Annotated in this window: 16 protein-coding genes; 9 read left to right on the top strand and 7 right to left on the bottom strand. The window is 44.7% G+C overall.

All coding sequences use genetic code 11. The features are described from left to right. The 6 genes from Q0502_RS05430 to tal form a co-directional block, all read left to right on the top strand. A partial coding sequence (locus tag Q0502_RS05430; protein WP_298648121.1) for an alpha-ketoacid dehydrogenase subunit alpha/beta occupies positions 1-2233 on the top strand: 2233 nt, incomplete at its 5' end. A gap of 112 nt (positions 2234-2345) precedes the next feature. Continuing rightward, on the top strand, positions 2346-3569 hold the full coding sequence (locus Q0502_RS05425; RefSeq protein WP_298648118.1) for a hypothetical protein: 1224 nt from the start codon (positions 2346-2348) through the stop codon (positions 3567-3569). A gap of 136 nt (positions 3570-3705) precedes the next feature. Then, positions 3706-5706, top strand: coding sequence for an SDR family NAD(P)-dependent oxidoreductase (locus Q0502_RS05420; RefSeq protein ID WP_298648116.1), 2001 nt, complete (start codon positions 3706-3708; stop codon positions 5704-5706). A 141-nt stretch (positions 5707-5847) separates the two neighbouring features. Continuing rightward, the gene (locus tag Q0502_RS05415; RefSeq protein ID WP_298648113.1) at positions 5848-7125 is read left to right on the top strand and encodes a zinc-binding dehydrogenase; all 1278 of its coding nucleotides are present in this window, start codon (positions 5848-5850) and stop codon (positions 7123-7125) included. A 180-nt stretch (positions 7126-7305) separates the two neighbouring features. After that, the gene (locus tag Q0502_RS05410; protein WP_298648111.1) at positions 7306-8604 is read left to right on the top strand and encodes a class II aldolase/adducin family protein; all 1299 of its coding nucleotides are present in this window, start codon (positions 7306-7308) and stop codon (positions 8602-8604) included. A gap of 45 nt (positions 8605-8649) precedes the next feature. Then, complete coding sequence (gene tal, locus Q0502_RS05405; protein ID WP_298648109.1) at positions 8650-9606, top strand: transaldolase; 957 nt, start codon at positions 8650-8652, stop codon at positions 9604-9606. A 26-nt stretch (positions 9607-9632) separates the two neighbouring features. Here the strand turns inward: tal and Q0502_RS05400 are convergent, their stop codons facing one another. After that, complete coding sequence (locus Q0502_RS05400; protein ID WP_298648107.1) at positions 9633-9926, bottom strand: putative collagen-binding domain-containing protein; 294 nt, start codon at positions 9924-9926, stop codon at positions 9633-9635. A 315-nt stretch (positions 9927-10241) separates the two neighbouring features. Here Q0502_RS05400 and Q0502_RS05395 point away from each other — a divergent pair, with 315 nt between their 5' ends. Genes Q0502_RS05395 through Q0502_RS05385 form a run of 3 tightly spaced genes read left to right on the top strand, consistent with a single transcriptional unit; the run spans position 10242 to position 13808 of the window. Continuing rightward, positions 10242-12296 carry a DUF2264 domain-containing protein gene (locus Q0502_RS05395; RefSeq protein ID WP_298648104.1) on the top strand — a complete coding sequence of 685 codons (2055 nt, stop codon included), beginning with the start codon at positions 10242-10244 and terminating at the stop codon, positions 12294-12296. Positions 12297-12318: 22 nt separating this feature from the next. After that, positions 12319-12657: a cupin domain-containing protein gene (locus Q0502_RS05390; protein WP_298648102.1), complete on the top strand. Its 339-nt coding sequence runs from the start codon at positions 12319-12321 to the stop codon at positions 12655-12657. A gap of 17 nt (positions 12658-12674) precedes the next feature. Beyond that, positions 12675-13808, top strand: coding sequence for a hypothetical protein (locus tag Q0502_RS05385; RefSeq protein ID WP_298648099.1), 1134 nt, complete (start codon positions 12675-12677; stop codon positions 13806-13808). Between the two features lie 17 nt (positions 13809-13825). Here the strand turns inward: Q0502_RS05385 and Q0502_RS05380 are convergent, their stop codons facing one another. From Q0502_RS05380 to Q0502_RS05355, 6 genes are all read right to left on the bottom strand, one after another. After that, positions 13826-15130, bottom strand: coding sequence for a hypothetical protein (locus tag Q0502_RS05380; protein WP_298648097.1), 1305 nt, complete (start codon positions 15128-15130; stop codon positions 13826-13828). A 296-nt stretch (positions 15131-15426) separates the two neighbouring features. After that, positions 15427-16746: a Gfo/Idh/MocA family oxidoreductase gene (locus Q0502_RS05375; RefSeq protein ID WP_298648094.1), complete on the bottom strand. Its 1320-nt coding sequence runs from the start codon at positions 16744-16746 to the stop codon at positions 15427-15429. A 15-nt stretch (positions 16747-16761) separates the two neighbouring features. Next, positions 16762-17577: an FAD:protein FMN transferase gene (locus Q0502_RS05370; protein WP_298648091.1), complete on the bottom strand. Its 816-nt coding sequence runs from the start codon at positions 17575-17577 to the stop codon at positions 16762-16764. A 97-nt stretch (positions 17578-17674) separates the two neighbouring features. Continuing rightward, positions 17675-19942, bottom strand: coding sequence for a GH92 family glycosyl hydrolase (locus Q0502_RS05365; protein ID WP_298648089.1), 2268 nt, complete (start codon positions 19940-19942; stop codon positions 17675-17677). Positions 19943-20007: 65 nt separating this feature from the next. Continuing rightward, a complete protein-coding gene (locus tag Q0502_RS05360) occupies positions 20008-21204 on the bottom strand; it encodes a hypothetical protein (RefSeq protein WP_298648087.1) in 1197 nt (398 codons plus the stop codon). Between the two features lie 239 nt (positions 21205-21443). Next, positions 21444-22580, bottom strand: coding sequence for a DUF4998 domain-containing protein (locus Q0502_RS05355; protein ID WP_298648084.1), 1137 nt, complete (start codon positions 22578-22580; stop codon positions 21444-21446). Positions 22581-22595: the final 15 nt, after the last annotated feature.

Below are 22595 nucleotides of genomic sequence, written 5' to 3'. Positions count from 1 at the left end.
CCACCCCGGTCCCGCGCACTTGTCCATCGGGCAGGAGTCGTCAGCAGTGGGCATGGCCTGGACGCTGGGAGTGGACGATTTTATTTTCGGTAGCCACCGTTCACACGGTGAGATCCTGGCCAAGGGAATGTCAGCCATCCATCAATTAGAGGAACGGCAGCTTACCGGGATCATGGAGACCTTTTTTGATGGTGCGATTTATGAGATCGTAAAGAAAAATTTTGAGGGATCGGTCAAAGAACTGGCAAAAAGATTTTTGGTGTATGGTACATTGGCAGAGATCTTTGCCCGTAAGACCGGTTTCAACAGGGGCCTGGGAGGTTCGATGCATGCCTTCTTCACCCCGTTCGGCGTCTACCCCAACAACGCTATTGTAGGCGGATCGGGGGATATAGCCGTCGGTGCAGCCCTGTACAAGAAAGTGAACCGCAAGCCCGGTCTTGTGGTAGCCAATATCGGCGACGCCTCGATGGCATGCGGTCCGGTATGGGAAGGGATCACCTTCGCCTCGATGGACCAGTTCAGGGAACTCTGGGAAGGCGACATGCAGGGCGGCCTGCCGGTGATCATCAACATCATGAACAACCAGTACGGCATGGGAGGGCAGACCTGCGGGGAGACGATGGGCTACGGCATCGCCGCCCGTATAGGGGCCGGGGTGAACCCCGACCAGATGCATGCTGAACGGGTGGACGGGTATAACCCGCTGGCCGTGATTGATGCCTATAAGCGCAAACGCCAGGTGATTGAAGAAAAAAGGGGTCCCGTATTGCTGGATGTCCTGACTTACCGTTACAGCGGGCACTCCCCTTCGGATGCCTCTTCGTACCGCTCAAAGGAAGAAGTGGAAGCCTGGGAGTCGCAGGACTGCATCCGCAGCTACGGGGCGCAGCTCCTGGAAGCAGAAGTGGCTACCCAGACCGAACTGGATACGATCACCGGCAATATACGGGCGCTGGTCAATGAAATGTTCCTGAAAGCGATCGATGATGAAATATCACCGAAGATGGAGACCCCGGAGGTGATCGGCGACATGATGTTCTCCGGAGGTTCGGTGGACAGTTTCTCCAATGAAAAGCCGGAAGTGCTGATCCCGCTGGAAGAGAACCCGCGGGTGAAGAAGATCGCCAATAAAGAGCGTTTTGCTTTCGACGCCGAAGGCAAGCCTTTCAGCAAGATGAAACAGTACCACCTGCGGGACGGCCTTTTCGAAGCCATCATCGACCGTTTCTATAAAGATGCCTCGCTGATCGCCTATGGTGAAGAGAACCGCGACTGGGGCGGTGCGTTTGCTGTCTATGGGGGACTGACGGAGTCGTTGCCCTACCACCGGCTGTTCAACTCGCCCATCTCGGAAGCCTCTATTGTGGGGACGTCCATCGGCTATGCCATGTGCGGCGGTCGCGTGATCCCGGAGATCATGTACTGCGATTTTATCGGCCGCGCCGGGGATGAAATATTCAACCAGTTGCCCAAATGGCAGGCGATGAGCGGTAACGTGCTGAAAATGCCTGTAGTGGTCCGTGTTTCGGTAGGCTCCAAATATGGCGCACAGCACTCGCAGGACTGGACCTCTCTTGTAGCCCATATACCGGGTATAAAAGTATGTTTCCCCGTGACGCCCTACGATGCCAAAGGTTTGATGAACGCCGCATTGCAGGGTACCGATCCGGTTATTTTCTTCGAGAGCCAGCGTATATACGACATCGGCGAGCAGTTCCATAAAGGAGGGGTTCCCACTGGTTACTACGAGATACCCATCGGCGAGCCCGACGTGAAGAAAGAGGGCGGGGATATCACCTTCCTGACCGTTGGCCATACGCTTTATCCCGCTTTAAATGCCGCCAGGGAGCTTGAGGAGAAATACGGCATGAGCGCCGAAGTGATCGATGCCCGCTCGCTGGTACCGTTCAATTATGAAAAAGTGGTGGAGTCGGTGAAGAAGACGGGAAGGATCATTGTCGCGGGCGATGCCACTGCGCGGGGCTCTTTCCTGAACGACCTTGCGGCCAATATCGGACAATTGGCGTTCGATTACCTCGACGCCCCCGTGTGCGTGCTGGGCTCGCGCAACTGGATCACGCCGGCGTACGAGCTGGAAGAAGCGTTCTTCCCACAGCCAAGCTGGTTTCTGGATATGGTCAACGAGCGGATCCAGCCGCTCAGGGATTATATTCCCGGGCAGAACTTTACCGGCGGGGAATTGATCAGGAGAGCGAAGAAAGGAGTCTGATTAATGGGCGAATGGGATGGCGGGTGAATCCGCCAATTAATTATAGGGTAATATGCCAATATGCCCATTGTATTGACGTACGTCCTGAAAGTAGTACACAGTTTAAAGTTTTATGAAGACAAGATCCATTGATTTACAGCCAGGGAGTCCTTTCCCCGGAGATACAGAAGAGGATATCCTCAAAGTAAATGCCCATCTACATACGCCTTACTCCTTCAGTGCGTTCCGTGATGTCGATGATGCACTTGACAGGGCGGTTGCCGAGGAGGTGAAAGTGGTAGGGATAAACGACTTTTATACTACCGAAGGGTATTCAGCGTGGGCGGAGGGCTGTAGTAAGCGGAAACTTTATCCACTTTTCGGTATTGAATTCATCAGCCTGAACGAAGAGGATCAGAAAGCGGGTTTACGCGTGAATGATCCTGCGAATCCGGGGCGTACCTATCTGAGCGGAAAAGGATTATCCCATCCTTTCCGATTGGAGGAACCTTACGCGACGTTGCTGTCCAATGTGCGGAATGAGGCCAATAGACAGGTGGAAGCGATGTGTGAAAAGTTGAACGAATTGCTTCGACAGAAAAATTGTGGTTTTACCCTTGATTTCAAACAACTAACGGACGAATTGACAAAAGGGCTGATTCGCGAACGCCATTTGGCAAAAGCATTACGCATGAGTGTATATAAGGCTTGTGACAATGACGAATCCGGGATAAAGGAATTATTGGATAAACTCTTTGACGGGAAATTGTTGAAATCTTCGTTGGATGATTTTGCCGGTGTGGAAAATGAAATCCGCAGTAACCTGTTGAAAGCGGGTGGGGCAGCGTTCGTCCCGGAAGATGCTGCCGCTTTTCTGCCGATGGAGACCGTACAGGAAATTATCATCGCTGCCGGTGGAATTCCTACTTATCCTTTTTTGGCAGATGATGCGAATGGCAACTATACCGACTTTGAGAATGATCCGGAGCGAGTGGCAAAACAACTTACCGAACGGGGATTCCACTCGGCTGAATTTATTACCACCCGTAATGATGTCCGGCTTTTGGAAAAATATGCCGCCTATCTCTATGAACAAGGTTTTGTAGTAACCTTCGGCAGTGAACACAACACGCCCGCTATGGAGCCGGTTGAACTGTTTGCCCGGGGAGGGGTACCTTTGACTGATAAACTTATGGAAATTAATTACAAAGGGGCATGTGTGATCGCGGCGCATCAGCATTTAGTAAAGCAGGGATTGAACGGATACGTAGATCAGAACGGTTATGCCGACCGTTCTAAACGGTCTGAGCTGGAGGCTTTGGGAGACCAGCTCTTTGTAAACACCACCGTTAAGTGAAAATTTGTCAGACTAAGTATAAGACGGTAGATAGTTTTGATTATTATTTCAGATAAAAATATAATTACCACCAGAATATATGCGGGGATAGTTCAGGCTAATTTCAAATGGGTACTTATAAAAAAATAGGATAAAGATGGAACAACATTCTCAAGCCTTTCTTCCTGAGGACGGAATTTTTGAAATACGGGATTTAATTTATATATCACGATTCTACGGACAAGATAGTCGTTTCGTGATAGCCGGTGGCGGTAATACATCCTACAAGAATAAAGAGAAGATATGGGTGAAGGCCAGCGGCGCTGCATTGGCGACGATTACGGAGGACGGTTTTGCCGTACTCGACAGAAGCAAACTCGACAGGATGTCGGAGAAAGCGTATAGCCCGGATCCGACAGAGCGGGAAGAACAGGTGAAAAATGATCTGGCCGAGGCTACCCTCACCAAAGGGAAACGGCCGTCGGTGGAGACCTCCATGCATAATGTGATCGGCTATCCCTTTGTAGTACATTTGCATCCGACGGTTGTGAACGGATTGATGTGCGCTCAAAATGCGGAGTCTGAACTGAAAAGGCTTTTTGGCGAAAAAGCGCTCTATGTGGAGTATACCGATCCGGGTTATGTATTGTTCAAAAAGGTGTATGACAGGATCAAAGAGTACCGCTCGGCATATGATGAGGAACCTCAGGTGATATGGTTGCAGAACCACGGTATTTTTGTCGCTGCTCCGACTATCGCAGAGATCCAGTCGATCTATTTCGATATCCTTCAAAAGTTGGAACAGGCTGTTTCTACGCCTTTATCCGCCGGAGAAAGGGACACTTGCCGCTGTACGGAAGAAATTTTGCCTGCACTGAGGATGATGCTGTCAGGGAACGGGTTGAAAACGCTGAAGGTAAGGAAAAACGAACTGATCAAATACTTTTATGATAGTATGGAATATCAGAAGGATATTGCCAAGCCTTTTACTCCCGATGCCATTGTATATTGCAAATCTAACTATATATTCCTGAACGACGAGACACCCGAAGCAGTGCTGGAGGAAGCCGGAAGAACGATTCCCGCTTTTACGGATAAACTGGGCTATCAACCCAAGGTATTGCTGATAAAAGGGATTGGATTGGTGGCCATAGGTGACAATGCCGGACAGTGCGATATCATTCTGGATGTGTTTGAAGATGCGATGAAAGTGGCATTCCTCTCGCAATCATTCGGCGGTCCGCATCCGATGACGCAGGAGCAGATAGATTTTATAGACAATTGGGAAGTGGAAAACTACCGCCGTAGTGTATCAGCAGGAATGTCCCGGGGGCGTGCGGAAAATAAGACCATCATTATTACCGGTGCCGCGCAGGGTTTTGGAGAAGGAATCGGGCGTTGCCTGTTGCAGGAAGGAGCCAATATTGTGATCGCCGACCTGAATGAGGAAGCAGGCAGGGCGACAGCCGAAGAATTTAATCGTATTGCGAAAAGCAACAGGGCCTTTTTTGTAAAAACGAACGTGGCCGAGACGGCAAGTCTGGAAAATCTTATCCACGAAACCGTGTGCCATTTCGGAGCGATCGATTGCTTTGTCAGTAACGCCGGTGTACTTCGTGCGGGTGGTCTGGATGATATGACGCCCGAGAATTTTGATTTTGTCACCAAAATAAATTATAACGCCTATTTTTACTGTACAAAAATCGTCAGCAAGATCATGAAATTGCAGGCGAAATATGGTTCCGGAGATTACTATGCCGATATCATTCAGATCAATTCGAAATCGGGACTGCAAGGGAGTAAAGCCAATTTTGCCTATGCGGGAGGGAAATTCGGAGGTATCGGACTCACTCAGTCCTTTGCGCTGGAGCTTGCACCATACCGTATTAAAGTCAACGCTGTTTGCCCCGGAAACTTTTATGAAGGGCCCCTCTGGAGCGATCCCGAAAACGGGCTCTTCGTGCAATACCTGAGAGCGGGGAAAGTGCCGGGAGCAAAAACAATAGAAGATGTAAAAGCGTTCTATCTGTCTAAAGTGCCTATGGGAAAAGGTTGTACGCCTGAAGATGTAACTAAGGGGGTGCTTTATCTGATGGAGCAGTGCGGTGAGACGGGGCAGGCATTGCCTATTACCGGCGGGCAGGTGATGCTTTCATAGATATAAGAATCAAGAGCCAAGATACAAGACACGACGAGATATGTTGAAATGCATAATCTTAAGATACCGGAATAAATCAGAGGAACTTGTGGCTGATCGTTCCGGTTCCATGCACCGAAATAAAAAAAGTAAAATAATCGTATGAAAACGAGAGCAGTGAGACTATATGGCAAAAAAGACCTTCGTCTGGAAGAGTTTGACTTGCCGTCTATTAAAGAGAATGAGATACTGGCCAAAGTAGTAACCGACTCTTTGTGCATGTCATCCTACAAAGCCTCTTCGCAGGGAACGGAGCATAAACGGATTCCCGGCGATGTAGCGGAGAATCCCATCATTATCGGCCATGAGTTTGCAGGAGAGTTGCTGGAAGTGGGTTCCAAATGGGAACACAGATTCAAGGCCGGAGATAAGTTCTCCATTCAGCCGGCGCTCTACTACGAAAACGGCCCTGTGGGAATACTGAGCGCCCCCGGATATAGTTACAGGTATATAGGCGGAGATGCAACCTATGTGGTCATTCCCAATGAAGTGATGGAGCAGGACTGCTTACTGACCTATACCGGCGAGGGATATTATCCCGCGTCGCTGGCGGAACCGCTTTCGTGCGTGATCGGCGCGATGCATGCCAACTACCATACCACTCCCGGCAGCTATGCGCATAAGATGGAGATCGTGGAGGGGGGTAAGATGGCCATTCTGGCAGGTGTAGGGCCGATGGGACTTGCAGCTATCAATTATGTGCTCCATCGTGAAGACCGCAAACCGTCGTTGATGGTGGTCACCGATATGGACCAGGCCCGGCTGGACAGGGCTTCTTCGATCTATACCGTAGAGTTTGCCGCTTCGCGGGGTATTGATCTTCGTTATATTAATACGGGAGTGATGGAAGATCCGGTGAAAGAACTGAAAGCTATCAGTGGTGATTCCGGTTATGATGATGTGTTTGTCTTCGCACCGGTAAAGCCGGTAGTGGAGCAGGGAGATGCTATTCTGGCGTTCGATGGTTGTCTGAATTTTTTTGCCGGTCCCAGTGATCCGAAGTTTAGCGCCATGTTCAACTTCTACAATGTACACTATGCCTATACACATATCGTCGGTACCAGCGGAGGAAATAACGACGATATGGTGGAAGCGCTCGATATCATGGGTAAGGGACTTGATCCTGCCGGGCTGATCACCCATATAGGGGGACTGAACGCGGTAGCCGACGCAACCAATAATCTGCCCCATATTCCAGGAGGCAAAAAGCTGATCTATACGCATATAGATATGCCGCTCACTCCGATATCCGATTTTGCCCATTTGGGTGAAACCAACGAATTTTTTAAGGAACTGGCTGCTATCTGTAGCCGCCACAAAGGGTTGTGGAGCGTGGAAGCGGAGACTTTTTTACTGGCAAATACCGGTCTGTTAATGTGAAAAAGATAGTGTGCTTCGCACGATAAAAGATAGAATCGGGAAGGCAGGAAATTAATAAACAGGAAATGGAGAAGTAAAGAAGCGGAGAAGTGATTAAGTTTTTAGTTTTTCACTTTTAGTTTTTAATTTATAAAGTCTTTGTTCTTTACTCTTTACTCTTTATTCTTTATTCTATAAAAAATGAAACAATTAGATATAAATTTGATGCATCCGGTGGAACAGATCAATGTGATCATCGGAAGAATATACAGTAGCGGAATGACCACTACTTCGGGCGGTAATGTTTCCATCAGGGACCAGAACGGAGATATCTGGATTACTCCCTCGGGGGTGGATAAAGGTTCTCTCACTACGAAAGATGTCATGCAGGTAAAAAAGGACGGAACCGTTATCGGCCTGCACAGGCCTTCCTCTGAACTCCCTTTTCATAAGGCTATCTATGAGGCTAGACCGGAAATAACGGCTATCATTCATGCTCATCCGCCTGCACTGGTTGCTTTCAGCATTGCCGGTATTGTGCCGGATACCAAAATTGTGCCGCAGGCTCACAATATTTGCGGGGATATCGGTTTCGCACCCTACGGTACTCCCGGCAGTGATGATCTGGGCGAAAAGATCGCTTATGAATTTAAGGATATCCGTTATAAAGCGGTGATCATGGAGAATCACGGTGTGGTATTGGGCGGGGCCGATATGATGGATGCTTATCAGCGGTTCGAAACGCTGGAATTCTGTTGTCGCACCATTGTGAACGCCAAAAGATTGGGGCAGGTAAATTATCTGACCGACAAGGAGGTAGCGCAATATGTAAATCACCTTCCATCCAATATTTCTCATTTCATGGATATTGAACATCCCTCAGATGAGCGGGCAATCAGGACGGAGATGGTCAATATTATCCGCCGGGCCTGTGACCAGGGGTTGATGATATCGACTTACGGTACGGTTTCAGTCCGTTGGAAAGGGAATGATTTTCTGATCACCCCCCGCAATGTGGCGCGTTGGGATATTGTGCCCGGCGACATTGTGCAGATAAAGAACGGGATGGCGGAAGCAGGGAAAATACCCAGCAGGTCGGTAGCCCTGCATCAACGTATCTACCAACTAAACCCGCACATCAATTCCATTATCTGCACACAGCCGGTGAACCTGATGGCCCATGCGGTGAGCGGAACGAAATTCGATGTGCGTACTATCCCCGAAAGCTGGATCTTCCTGCAGGATGTCCCCTCCATCCCTTTCGGGCTGATCTATAATGATGTGGACAGTGTGGCGAAAATGTTCAACCACAACCGCGTCATTCTGGTGGAAAATGACAGCGTCTTTGTCACAGGCGATAAATTGCTGAATACGTTCGACTATCTGGAAGTGGCCGAGTTTTCGGCCAATTCGCTCGTGATGGCCTCATCGATCGGATCCCTGCAACCCATGGGTGACAAGGAGATCGACGAATTGCGGGTCGCATTTAATGTAAAATGACCATATTGCATTTTTAAGGGATGATCCACTAAATATCGATAACCCATGAATTTATTAGAGCAACTGAAGCTGTACACCAAAGTGGTGGCCGATACAGGTGATTTTGCATCCATTGAAGCATATAAACCGGTTGATGGAACCACGAATCCCTCATTGATTTACGCCGCTTCGCAAGACCCGAAGTATGCTTCGCTGGTGGATGATGCGATTGCATACGGCAAGAAGCAGATGACCGGTAAATCCGGACAACTGACAAAAGCGATGGACAAGCTGGCTGTGAATTTTGGGTTAAAGATTTTGGAGATCGTTCCCGGAAGGGCTTCTACCGAGGTGGACGCACGATTGTCTTTCGACACGGAAGCGTCGGTGATCAAAGCACGGGAGTTGATCACTCTCTATGAGGCATCAGGAAGTTCGAGAGAGCGGGTATTGATAAAACTGGCATCTACATGGGAAGGGATAAAGGCGGCCGAGGTACTTGAAAAAGAAGGAATTCATTGTAACCTTACCCTTCTCTTCTCTTTCGCCCAGGCGGTTGCCTGTGCCGAAGCAGGCGTCCGTCTGATATCTCCCTTTGTGGGGCGGATCCTGGATTGGTATAAAAAAGAACGGGGTGTCGCGGAAATTGCTGCTCATGAAGACCCGGGAGTACTTTCTGTGAAAAAGATTTTCAATTATTATAAGAAATTCGGTTATAAGACCCAGGTAATGGGAGCCAGCTTTCGTAATGTCGATGAAATAGTGGAGCTTGCCGGATGTGAATTGTTGACTATCGCTCCAAAGTTCCTCAAAGAGCTGGAGAATACCGAAGGTGTTTTGCAACAGAAATTAAATGAAGAGGCCGCCAGGCAATCGGAGGCTGAAAAAATCAGTATAGACGAAAAAATATTCCGGTGGATGATAAACGAAGATGCCATGGCGACAGAAAAACTGGCGGAAGGGATTAGGAACTTCACGAAAGACCTGGAGAAACTCGAAGAACAAATGGCAAAAAGGTTGTAATCCTGCAAGCGTTCCCCTTGCTTCCATCAGTTTCTTTCCATAATCAATATCCAGTCATTGTTTTTCCCTGATGACGGCAGATTTGCCTCGAAAGAGGCTTTGACTGCTTTGACTCCTATTTCGGTTTTTTTGCCTGTCCGGGGATCAAACCAGATAAGTTTTATTTTTTTCGTTCCGGGAATTTTTTCCAGCGATACCTCCACTTTATTTCCATGCGGAAGATACACAAACGCATATTCATCTCCTTTTGTCGCGATGGTGTAATCCTGGCTATCGGTTTGCTTGCTTAGAATAATATTGTTGCCTTGTCCATCGGACAAACATCCGCATGGAGGTTTGCGATGCCGCCTGCGATAATTTTCTTATTTCTCGGAATCAACGCCCTCGAATCAGACTTCCCCGCTAGCATAATTGCATGGTAACCCTATTTTTAGCACTTATTTCATAAAAAACATTCCAATTGTTGGAGACTGTTGTGCCGTTTATCTGTAAAACAGAGATGGACACTCTACTGGCAAAGATAATACATTTTTATGCAAATATTATATCCTATTTTAACGCTATAAACCTATATTTTTGTATAAATGAAAAAATGATAATACGATTGAACTTACAAAATATTTAATATAACTCCAATGAAAAGAAAATTTGAAATAACAAATCCTGACCTAGAGTTAAGCCCTATGACAGGTATAACAAGAGAGCATTACATTGATTTGGCAAAATTTCTTCTGGAGGGAGCTTTTTCTCACGTTGATTCCATGGATCAGCATATGAGTTTCCCTATTGTCCCGGGTAAGACTTACCCTCAGCCAAACGCACCCGAGTGGCGATATCGGGCGGCTGATTTTGAGGCTTTAGAACGGACATTTACATTAGCAGGTCCGCTGATACAGATTGATCCTGAAGCTACGATCAAAGGAATTAATCTGAGAGATTATTATTCTTTACACTTTTACAGAGCTTTTACACCCGGTCACCCCAATTCAATACCGCTACCAGAGGAGCTGCCCGACTCCAATTATCAATTCACTTGCGAGTTTGGAGGATTATTCAAGACGTTACTTCTGATGCCGGATACTATCTGGACACACTATACCGAAGGACAAAAAAATGAGATGGTTGAATGCATCTCAAAATGGGCTCACCACCGAACTACACAAAACAACTGGCGTATTTTTAACATTGTGACTCTTTCCTTTTTAAAGAAACATGGCTATAAAATTGATGACGAGCTGTTAAAAAGTCATTTACTATGGATAGCGTCCTACCATTCAGGGAACGGGTGGTATTTAGAGCAAACGTATAATTATTACTCAATCAGCCTTTTTATTGTCTATACAACCATATGGAATCGAACATTCGGAGACGAATATTATCCCGAAATTGCTGAAATAATTGAAAGGTCTGCACAGCAACTCATGAAGTCGTTGCCCAGTTTTTTTGGTCGTGATGGATATATAAACATGTGGTCACGGAGTATCTGTTACCGGACTTGGGTATCAGGGGCTTTCCCGGTCTCGTTTATGCTGAAAAACCCGGAATTACTGGATCCGGGATGGGCCAGGCGTCTTTGCTCAGGCTCCTTATTGCAGTTCGTAACACGTGAAGATTTTTATTACAATGAAATTCCTAGTCTGGGATTTTATGGACAGAGGGAGTATATGGTGCAAAACTACAGTTGCGCCGGAAGTCCATTTTTGATGTTCCTTCCCTTTATTTGCTTGGCTCTTCCTGAGGATTCGCCCTTCTGGACAGCAAAGGAAAATGACGGTCTCTGGGAATCCCTTGGCAATGATTCTAATAAATTGGTGCTTGAGAATCCGGGGCTCGTGTTGGTAAACCATGGAAAAACGGGAACTTCAGAAATAATTCCCGGGAAGGTGTATTACGATGACCCAAATTACTCAAAGTTATCTTATAATACACATTTTCCATGGGAAGATCATGATCCTTCCGGAGGTACTGCCATGGAGTACTGTTACCGCAGTCTTGATCCCCGCGACTTGAGAGGAGATGATGTGAATTTTTACCTTACCGGGCTAGCTGTCGACAATGACGCGCTGGAAAATCAAAAATTCACGATTTCGCAAAGTATGGTATTCAATGGAGTTATTGACGACGTATTGTACCGGCAAGCTATAATGCGCAAGCCTCCCAATAACGGGGTTGGATATATTCTCGACCTGGCAGAAATCGCTATTCCCGGAGGAGTTATCAGGGTAGATCGTACACGCTTGGCCTTTGAATACGAAATTACTCTCGGACATTATGGTTTACCTCACTTAGATGGAAAAAACGCTGTGGTTAAACAGTTTGAGAAGGGCGACAGGAAGGTAATTACAGCTTCTATTCCCGGCAGGAGCCTGGCTTTAATATCTTATACGGGCTGGGATCAACTCGAAAGCCTTGTTCATTCGAACCGGAATACAGAAGCAGATGAAAGTACGGTTATATTTGCCCGAAAAAAATGTCTTGACAAGAACCCTCCTATGGAATTACTCGTGACGGTTATGCTACACAAGATGGATGACAGTGATTGGACCGAAAGGGAGTTAAACCCGATAAAAAATATTGATATAGAGGAAGTTACCTGTAATTATTCCACATTAGGTGCGACTATTACCATTGCTGATAATAAGATATTTAAAGTTGATTTTCAAGATATCGATGGAAGAAGAAGGTGCTAATTGTTAATTCAATTATTTTTTTATGGAAACTTGCAGTGATTTATTTTTATTTAAGGATGAAATTTCGTGGTATCCGGCCGGCGATGGGATACGAAGGCAAATTATAGGATTTGATACCCAAATTATGCTTGTAAAAGTAGAATTTCAAAAAGGAGCGGTAGGTTCTGAACATTCTCACTATCATTCTCAAAGTACCTACGTGGCAAGTGGAGTTTTTGAATTCACCGTGGACGGGATCACGAAAAAGGTCAAAGAAGGGGATGGAATATATATTCCCCCGAATGTAGTGCACAGTACGAAATGCATTGAGCCGGGAATGTTAATAGATGCCTTCAGCCCCATGCGGGAAGATTTTATTTAAAAGAAAGTTTGCTGCGTATGAAAATGAGATTTATCCTGCTTCTGTTGCCTTTGGCAGTGTGTTTTTCCATGTGCCGGGATGTGAAAAAGCCCTCCGAACCCCGCGACGTCGTTGTGGATACGACGATGATAAAAATGCTGATTCCCGGTGATGGTTCTGGCGTATGGTCGGGAGGAGATGGCGCGATTTCTGTTCCGATCAAAAAGGACAAGAGCCTCTGGCTTTTCGGGGATTCTTTCATGGGAAGGATCGTAGACGGGAAACGTGATAGGGAAAAGTCCCGGATGGTATTCGGTAACCTGATCGTGGAACTGGACGGCGAAAAGGCCCGGACCATTCACACCGGTACGCTGGAGAGCCCCGCCCCGGTCGTGGTCAGTGAGAAAGTGGACGGACATAATACTGTTTACTGGCCGCACCACGGATTTGTTAGAAACAATATTCTGCACGTGCTGATGACGCAGATCGTTTTCGAAAAGCCGGACATGTGGGGATTCCGTGCCAACCAGATGCGTTATTTCCGCCTGCGCCTGCCCGATTATACCCTTATAGACGACGAGCCGGTGGATTCCTATAAGGTGAACGGCGTTAATCTGGGATTCGGCTTTTATGAACACGAGAGTTATTATTATTGCTACGGCAATCACGTGGAAGGTTTTTCCGCAACCCTGCATGCCGCACGGGCCAAATTGGTCGACGACAAATTACAGGAATGGGAATATTTCGACGGAACGGATTGGAGCGGAGATCCGGCGGCTACACGACCGCTCGAAGGAATTGACGTGGGCGTGAGTTCCCAGTTCAGCGTTTTTCCCTATGAAGATAAATTTATTTTGTTGGTTCAGGGAAGGCTGGTAAAAGAAATATACACGTTCATTTCCGACAGCCCGACGGGTCCCTGGCATAATAAGAAGCTGATATACACGGTGCCGGAGCCGATCGAAGACGAAAGATTGTTCGCATACAATGCCATGGCGCATCCGCAGTACGAGCGGGATGGAATGTTTCTGGTCAGCTATTGCATGAATACGAGCGACGTGGAACAGGCGTGGAACGACGTGAAGGCGACCATCCCGTATTTTATCTGGGTTCCTTATGAGATGGTGCTGAATGAAGCCCCGCAACAACCGGATCCGGAGAATGTCTCATAAAAGTAATGTAAACATCATTACTGCCATATCTCTTTAATTGTTTCTTCCAGATCCATCCCCTCCGGAAAATCAGGGGTGCGCGTATTGGCATGGCATTTTCTGACAGGTTGACCGCTTCCGGGAACCATGATCCGGCAGACGGGCATCTGCAGGAATCCGTTGGGGTCGTTCTTCCGTATCCAATTATAGGCGTAACGCAACCAATCTTTTTGATATGCTTCGTTCTGAAGACAGAACCATGTAATTTCATCATATCCCCATACAAAATGAGAATCGACGGTTGCCTGTCCCGGGGTATCACTCACTCCGAAATTATCAAACTCAACTAAATAGGGCAGCGATTCGCAATACCATCCGGAAGGAGTCATACCTCCTTCACTACGGCCGAAAAAAGCGTCGATATATCCTTTTTCTAAAATACAATGTTGCGGTTTCTCCGGGATCTCTTTTATCCGCAAAGGGAAAGAGTTGAAATCCAACAGGCTTTTTCCATCAACGACCATCCCTCCAAAGGGTGTATGCGCATCAAGTAATACCCAGTTTCTGCGGGCATGTTTTCCTGCATAACTCCGTATCTTATCAAGCACTTTCGTCCAGTGTCCGTAATTCTGATCTTCCATGCCTATCAGGGCGATTTGCCCCAGATGAAGCGCTTCGCAACCTATATTGATATAAGAGCCAGCTAAAAACATAAACCACAATTGTGTTTCTGTTCTGGTTATATCGGGAACACTTGTCTTTTCGTTCCAAAACCCAACAAATTTTCCATTCGGGTTCAACATATCCTCATAGCGGAAATTACGTTGTTCGGCAGACATACCCAATTCAGCAAAAACCCATTCAGGAATACTGATATTGTTTACTTCGACACTTACCGCTTCAAAAAGCGCTGCCTGAAAAATAACATCAGGATCATTTTTGTGTACTTTGGCTGCCAGAATTTTCGCGTTATCTAAAAAAACAGGATTATTCAATGCTTCTTCGTCACCCCAACGATAAATAGATCGTCCAATAAATTTGGCACCCATATTTTGTATCAGTTTTATATCCCGTCCCTTATCGGGATAAGGGGCGTCGTTACAAAAAGGGTCTACTGTTAAGAACTCCGCCATTGTAACCGACCTGTCGAGATAGTTTTCAAGATTTTTCCTGGTTATTCCTGCTCCATCAAATATATATCCTGATTTTTGGTCATTCCCGTTACTATTACTACACATCGCAACCAGTATACACAGGCACGTTATTCCTTCCACCCCTATCTGACGGAGCCTATCGAGTGTAATTATATCTTTTCTGCCAAACCAGCGCCAGGTCTTTTCCATAATTTGTTTTGCGTTCTTCGTTTTTTCGTGCTTTAAGCTTTAGAATGGAGTCGGCCCCACAACCTTTTGAAAAAAGTATACAATAAAAAAATAATCAACCGCAGAAGCGTAACAGTAAAATAGAATACAAATGAGATGATAACAACGTATCCTAACTGTGTAAAAATTTCGTGCCAGGGCGTTTTGTAGAGAATAATCCCCAGGATATTCAACGGAAACGAAAAAATAAAACAAAACAGCAGTATGAGAATTTCTCTTTTCAGATATTTCGGACTGATCACAAATTCTCTCATAGTCTAAAACTTTAAATAAGGAATGATATATTCTTGGGGAAAATCAATTTTGCGTTGTTCCGCCATTGCCTGGTTACCCATCAGGCAAAGCATTGTGGAAGCATAACATTCCTCCACTATATTTTTTGCTTTTTCTCCGGTTATTACAGCCTGGCAGAAAGCCGAAATTAAATGATCCGAACCATCCTTATCCGCACCAATCATTGAGCTTCCGCTTGTTGTGTGAGTAAAACCATTCATCACGTAATTGGGTTTCTGTCTTTTTGCGGTTTCCGGTATCCAACTGGGGCCTGCAATCGGAACAGCGCTGAATAGTTTCAATTCGATATCGTGTATCAATTGGAGGATACCAGGCGCCGGAGCTACTTCTTCGAAAAAATATTCTCCTTTTGCAAGTTCCATCGTCCCTTTGTGTCCGAGTATCTGTTCTTCCATTCCATTAAACCGGTTGGCGATGAGTGATTCGTAAGTAGTTTTCACCCCCGATCTGTACCGATAAGTAAGACTGACACTGTCATATACCTCCCTGCCGTCTTTCCAGAAAGTAATATCCCCTAATCCGACAACTGATTCCGGTATCTTTTTCATTGACCAGTTCGATACTTCGAGTTGGTGTGTAGCTAATTCAGTGGTCAATCCTGCGGATGATTCCCGATAAAGCCGCCAGTTAATTTTCCTCTCCAATTCGGATGAAGGAACCGGACGCCGCCAATCATGGTTTCGAAACCAATGACATCGTATTCCCACGATATCTCCGATTATTCCGCTGTGAATCATTTGTATCGCTTTGATATACTTTTCATCAAAAAGGCGCTGCATTCCAAAGTAAAGCACCTTGTCGGAAGTGAGATAAGTGTCATAAACAGATTTACATTCCTGCATGGTCAGCGCCATGGATTTCTCGCAGAAAGTATGTTTGCCTGCTGCCAATGCATCCAAGACCATTGGGGCATGCCAGTGTAACGGGGTGGAAATTATTACCCCGTCTATTTCGTTTGACTCCAGTAGTTTTCGGTAATCAGTGTACTTTTTTGCATTCGGGCATAACTCAGATGCTGCCTTCAGATTCGGTTCATAATCATCGCATAAGGCGATAATTTCCGCATGGGGAATAGTGAGCAGGTTGTGAATATGGTAAACTCCCCTTGAACCGGTTCTGATTAGTCCGATCCGGGCTTTTTCACCTTTGATTTCCTTTAATGCATCAGTTGTAAAAGACTGAAGCCAGGGGGTTGTCCCTAACATGGCCGTACCACCAGCGATATAACCTAAATTTTTTATAAATTGGCGTAAGCCCAGGTCTACCTGTTTTTCTTCTTTCATCGTATTTATCTGAATCTATAAATAGTATATCTTATATTTATCTATATCGAATCGTTGTATTATTGAGTCAACCTCATCGGGTTGAGCAATCATTAACGAAGTGCTGATGACTTCGGCCTCAATGGCATTATCAGAGATTACCGTAACCATTTTCCTTTCATCGTTGAATTTACCGGTTCTGGTATTTTTTATATGCATCGTATGAGTTAGCATATTCCCCGATGTAGATATGTTTTTATTGCTTAATTCTTCCTCGTTGAGAATAATATTTTGATCAAAAGGGTTTTTAATTATCAATTTCCATGAATCTCCATGGGGATGTTTTCCCATTGCCAATACGGAGCTATTGCCAAAATCTACAAATGCGTCACGAATATTGTTATTGATTAGAATCTTTTTTATTTTTTCAATAGCATAGCCTTTTGCATATCCTCCCAAATCGATTTTTGTATTGCCTGACCGGAAAAAAACGGTTTTTTCGGTTTCATTCAGTTCTATTTGTGAAAAGTTACCCAGAGTAATATCAAATATTCCGTTCGTTTGCTCAAAATACTGCTGGTTATCGGATAATATCTCCCATAAATAATCGCTTGTTTTTATGGCTTGCTTATGGGCATTCAGATTCACAAAAGCAATTTCACTGCTTTCATCGAATCGGTTTAATCTGGCATGTAACAATTCCAATAACGAGGAAATCTGATCCCATATTTTGGTGGCGTCACTCTTACTTTTGCCTATGAAGATTATATCGAATCCTGTTCCCATGATGTTCAGTATCGAACCATGAAACAGGCAGGAGTTTTCGTAATAGTGAGAATATACAGGTTTCATTTTAAAGGGGGCGTGTCGGCGCAAGTATCAGACACCCGCTTATCAGACACTGTTTTTGCATACAATTACAAATTCAGACACAAGGGCCTGGAATCAATTAATATTGATAAGATAAAGAGGGGGGCAATTCTCCATTCATTGACCATTTTGAAGGTTTGTCTCCCATGATAAAATCAATAACCGCACCATCTATAATATCTGAATGGCGAAACCAGCACCTGTTATAAGGCTTCCCATTCAGTTTACAGGATTGTATGTATATATTTTTATCATTCACCCCCTCTGCATTTATTATGATTTTCTTATTATCGGAGATGATGATTTCTGATTTTTGATTTTTGGGTGACGAGATTAAATACACGTCCGTTCCAGCGACTGGATAAAACCCAAGCGTATGGAAGACGTACCATGCGGACATACTCCCTGAATCATCATTTCCAGGTAATCCATCAATTCCGGTAGTGTAGTTTTCACGCATGATTCGATGAATCAGCCTTGCAGATTTCCATTGTTTGCCAATATAATTATACAATAATGGCGTAAGAAAACCGGGCTCGTTGCTTACATTATAATAACCGGAGGTATGAGGATTGGTACTAACGGACTTCTTTGTGAAAAAGGTATCCAATCGTTGTTCGAACCTTTCTGCTCCACCACAATAATGAATTAATTCTGCAATATTGTGAGGAACATAAAGAGAATATTCCCATGAATTACCTTCATAAAGCCAATCATCCAGGCTGCCTACATGATGTAGATCCCAGTCCAATTGCCATGACCCATCACGATCTCTTGGTATAATGAACCCTTTCGCACCCTCGTCCTCAACAAATGTATTCCATAAATTCTTCCAGTTATCTGATCTCCTGAGATATTTATCCGCAACCGACTTTTTCCCCAGCCCATCGGCAACCACTGCAATACAATAATCATTAAAAGCATACTCCATGGTCCGGCTACCAGCTCGCTTGTGTTCCGGCGCGAGGTATCCCAATGAATTATAATCAGGTATTCCCGCACGACCATACTTATCTTCCTCACCACCAGGAGGAACTTCTGCATTTTTTATCATTGCATTTAATCCCACGCTATAATCAATCCCTTTTAATCCCTTTACAAAAGCATCGGCAATCAATACATCCGAATTGCTACCCCCTTGTGTTATCCCGGTAGAATTCCCACTTCTTGCATCGGGCATGTAACCTTCATTTTTATAGATATCAAGAAGCGCGTTGATCATACCAGCCTGACGTTCAGGATTTATCAGCAGGATGAGAGGGTGGGTTGCCCTGAAAGTATCCCAGATACAATAAAAATCATCGTAATATGGTTTATCGGAATTCCATTTTGGGTTCTCTCCTGTACGGTCGGTCGGTTGTAAAAATGCATGGTATAATGCTGAATAGAAAATTTCCAAATAGTCCTTGTTGGTTTGTTGAATTTTGATTTTACCAAGTTCTTTATTCCATGCATTATAGGCATCATCCTTTATTTTAGAAAAATTCCAATGATCTATTTCTTTGGAAATATTACTTTTTGCTTTTTCAACTCCGAGGAACGATATTCCGACTTTTACACTGATAACTTGTCCTTTTTCTGCATCGAAAGAAAAATATCCTCCAACAGGATCCCCTGTATCCGCCTCGCTGTTTGACTTCGGATTGATTTTACCTGATTTCCATGTGCCTGTTTTTTGTGCTGGAGTATCCAAAACGGCATAAAAGTAAACTGTATATGCGTCCCCATTTCCCCAACCTTTGCGTATCCGGGAGTAACCCTGAATTTCTGTGTCGGAGATAATCTGGATTCCGGAACCTACAAACTCCTGGGTCCAGTCATCGTCTACCCATGTCAGGTAACTCCCAAGGTCAAACAAGATATTTGATTGCCCTCCTTCATTAAATCGATATCTATGAAATCCTACACTATGAGTAACTGTGAATTCAGCATTGATATTATAATCTGTATAGTCGACTGAAAAAAAACCGGGTTCTGCAAATTCATTTATTCTTTCAGATCCATAGTTGTTTACATCAATTTCACCGCGGGTTGCCATTACCAGGATATTGCCATATTTTGGATTTCCTCCTGCTCCAGAGGCATGCGTGTGGCTGAATCCATGTATTTTCCCATTTCTGTCGTATCCTGAATTGGTATTTTTATTATTACAGTCCGGGCCAAGTTTGACCATACCAAATGGCATTGCTGCACCGGCAAACGTATGTCCGCCTGTCCACCAATCTTCGGCAGCACCCCAAAATGGATCGGCATGTTTGGCGTAATCATATTCATTATTTTGGGCGAAACTATTGGAGAACATCAAAAAAATAAATATAATATCAAGAACTATAACTTTATTTCTCATCTTTATATTATTTGATCCATTGTTTGTAATACTGATATACATTTGAAAATTAAGAGGATACTATCTCATTTTTTTGTGATCATATGTATGGCTGATATGGCATTCTGATTCTTTTTAATGTCATTCCAATTATAAATACACATGTACCTCACCCTATTGTCGATCAGTGTATTCTGTAGCGCATTCTCCCAATCTGCTTCTGAATGCTCTCCCACGTACAACCATTCGACGGCTCCCCAATAAGGCGCATCGCTTAACTCGAGCGCCTTCATAGCCGTAACGTCATTTTTTGGGTTTGCAGCATGATCATAAAAGCTCCATCCCGGACAAGAGTATTGATTTACAGCTGCCGAATATAATGTCTCGCCCTGGCTCCATCCCCCACAATGGGTGAATATCTTCTCCCTTGGAATCCCATTATCTACAAGGAATTTGCTCAAATCTTCGAGGTGTATCCGGACCACTTTTGTGATGTCTTCTTCCTGTAATTGACCTGAAACGGCCAATCCGAGCGTACTAACAGCGGCATAACCAATCGTTTTTACACCGCGGTCTGGCAGTAAGTCCATGTTTATTCCATAATCCGGATCATTTGGCTCCGGTTCGTCAAGCAATGCATTTCCATTCGGATAGTACCATGTATTCACTCCTATGGAACTTTCCCATCCCACTTTGACTCCCACAAACAGGTATTTCTTTTCTTCGGGAAGATTTTTCCACCAGTTTACAATAATGGGCACTAATCTTCCCATTCCCGCATGACAGGATTCACGGTACACCGTACTCATCAGGTTGGGGGCAGGACGAACACGGAGTTGGCGGCCCCAATTGCGCCAGCCGACCTTCATTGCTGAATCCGGGCTCCAGTTGAACCATTCTACATTTTTTTTGTTTTCCGGGTTGTAACCCGGTATATTTTCATCCCACCAATTCCACAAATCAGACCGGTACTCCCACCACTGTTCTCCATCCAATTGAATAATCACAGGCAATTCAAATTGCTCGGAAAGTGAAAGATAGTTTATTAATTTCAGCTCGACTTCGGCAGGTTTATAATGCAGGTAAGAAACTATAAAACCAATGCCAACAGCAATATCATTTTTTTTGCCTGTCTCAAACGTTTTTTTAATTTCCTGAAATGATTCCTGTGTGCCACTCACACCATTTATAAGAATGAATTTTTTGGGTGATTCATCTTTATTGTCACATCCCGTAGTATACAAGCACGTTAATGCAATGATAAGACTAGTAAGTCGTGTCATTTTCTTAATGAATTTGAGCCCGCATCGATGAGACCTTTTTAATCTCTTCCGGCGCATATGTTCAGTATCGAACCAGGATACAGACTGGAGTTTTCGTAATAGTGAGAATATACAGGTTTCATTTCCAATTGAACAACCCTGTATCCACCCCGGAAAAGTCAGGGTATGCCAACTTTCCGGAGTGGACCAGGATTTGAAAGAAAAGAGAAATCGATTTTTTATTGTTTAATTATTTATATTTAACGGGTGTAAGTATAGGCTCCAGCCTCGGTAATTGCTATATTGTTGGTAGATCCCCATGGTGCTATTGCTGTCATTCTGAAGAACCTGATGTTCTGATCTTGATGGAAATCGAAAGTCTGAATAGTAGTTGCAATATTTTCCACATTATATGTCCCCATGGGGTTCCAGTCATTTCCGTTTTGACTAACCTCCACTATGATTGATTTTGGGGTTTCATTTCGTCTTTCGACAATTAAAGAAATACCGGAAACATTCTCAATAATACTACCCATATCAATCGTAAGCGTGTGAGGGTAATATGTTTGAGGTGAAATCTGATTTACCCAGATCGTCGTTAGATTATTATCGATAGTATGTGCAGGTGGGCGATATGATGATCCCGTGCGTGAATCGAAGCTTGAGGCAGTTGCTGTCCAGCCTGCTTTCGGGAGATGGAGAGGAGCACCCTTTACAGCCACTGTCTGCATGTTTGTATAGAACGTATCAATCGACATTGGCGGAACATAAATTGTCCTATAAGTTACCGGCCCTCCGGATTCAGAGTCATAATCAAGGATAATCGTTGTTTCTGCATTGTTTTTTATCATTAGTTTTTTTTGCGTACCGGAGATATTTCTATAGTAGAGTTCACTTCCGATGGATGAATTATCACCCATATTTCCCCATGTGATCTTTAGGGTATCCTCCGCATAAAGGGCACTTTGTAAAAACCGGGGAAGTAAGGTACGTGCATAGGTGTCACCGTAAACAGTCCCAATACCGTTTCGTGGTACAGATCTGTTTCCTTTTTGATCGTAGGTGAATACTTCGAAAGAATAGGATCCTTCAGCCAGATTATCAATGACAATATAGGCACTGTCTTGTTTCGGCTCAATGGGAATCTGTAAAGAATCGGACCTGTTATTCCAGAATATTTTTGTCATATTTACATTGGGATCCCCGAAAATTCTCCAGGATATCCCGACCCGGTTTTTTCCTGTAAATATTTTTAAAGAATCTGCAGGCGCCGGATATACTTTTTCCCCATCTTGCCAGAAATGCCGGTAGGTATCGTCCATATCTCCACAGGATAAAAAACCGGCAAACAGGCTGATGTAAAGTATATAAAAAGTTTTATTGATTAAGTTATTCATACTCGTTATATTTTA

Origin of the sequence: uncultured Proteiniphilum sp., from assembly GCF_937873925.1 — a bacterium.
Classification (GTDB): domain Bacteria; phylum Bacteroidota; class Bacteroidia; order Bacteroidales; family Dysgonomonadaceae; genus Proteiniphilum.
Note: the sequence above shows the minus strand (reverse complement) of the source record. Positions and strands in the feature narration are given on the sequence as shown.

Excerpts from the sequence above, each read along its gene's own strand:
- Q0502_RS05395 (WP_298648104.1), top strand. The coding sequence starts at position 10,242 with ATGAAAAGAAAATTTGAAATAACAAATCCTGACCTAGAGTTAAGCCCT.
- Q0502_RS05410 (WP_298648111.1), top strand. The coding sequence starts at position 7,306 with ATGAAACAATTAGATATAAATTTGATGCATCCGGTGGAACAGATCAAT.
- Q0502_RS05380 (WP_298648097.1), bottom strand. The coding sequence starts at position 15,130 with ATGGAAAAGACCTGGCGCTGGTTTGGCAGAAAAGATATAATTACACTC.
- Q0502_RS05385 (WP_298648099.1), top strand. The coding sequence starts at position 12,675 with ATGAAAATGAGATTTATCCTGCTTCTGTTGCCTTTGGCAGTGTGTTTT.
- Q0502_RS05425 (WP_298648118.1), top strand. The coding sequence starts at position 2,346 with ATGAAGACAAGATCCATTGATTTACAGCCAGGGAGTCCTTTCCCCGGA.
- Q0502_RS05360 (WP_298648087.1), bottom strand. The coding sequence starts at position 21,204 with ATGACACGACTTACTAGTCTTATCATTGCATTAACGTGCTTGTATACT.
- tal (WP_298648109.1), top strand. The coding sequence starts at position 8,650 with ATGAATTTATTAGAGCAACTGAAGCTGTACACCAAAGTGGTGGCCGAT.
- Q0502_RS05390 (WP_298648102.1), top strand. The coding sequence starts at position 12,319 with ATGGAAACTTGCAGTGATTTATTTTTATTTAAGGATGAAATTTCGTGG.
- Q0502_RS05355 (WP_298648084.1), bottom strand. The coding sequence starts at position 22,580 with ATGAATAACTTAATCAATAAAACTTTTTATATACTTTACATCAGCCTG.
- Q0502_RS05375 (WP_298648094.1), bottom strand. The coding sequence starts at position 16,746 with ATGAAAGAAGAAAAACAGGTAGACCTGGGCTTACGCCAATTTATAAAA.
- Q0502_RS05420 (WP_298648116.1), top strand. The coding sequence starts at position 3,706 with ATGGAACAACATTCTCAAGCCTTTCTTCCTGAGGACGGAATTTTTGAA.
- Q0502_RS05370 (WP_298648091.1), bottom strand. The coding sequence starts at position 17,577 with ATGAAACCTGTATATTCTCACTATTACGAAAACTCCTGCCTGTTTCAT.
- Q0502_RS05415 (WP_298648113.1), top strand. The coding sequence starts at position 5,848 with ATGAAAACGAGAGCAGTGAGACTATATGGCAAAAAAGACCTTCGTCTG.
- Q0502_RS05365 (WP_298648089.1), bottom strand. The coding sequence starts at position 19,942 with ATGAGAAATAAAGTTATAGTTCTTGATATTATATTTATTTTTTTGATG.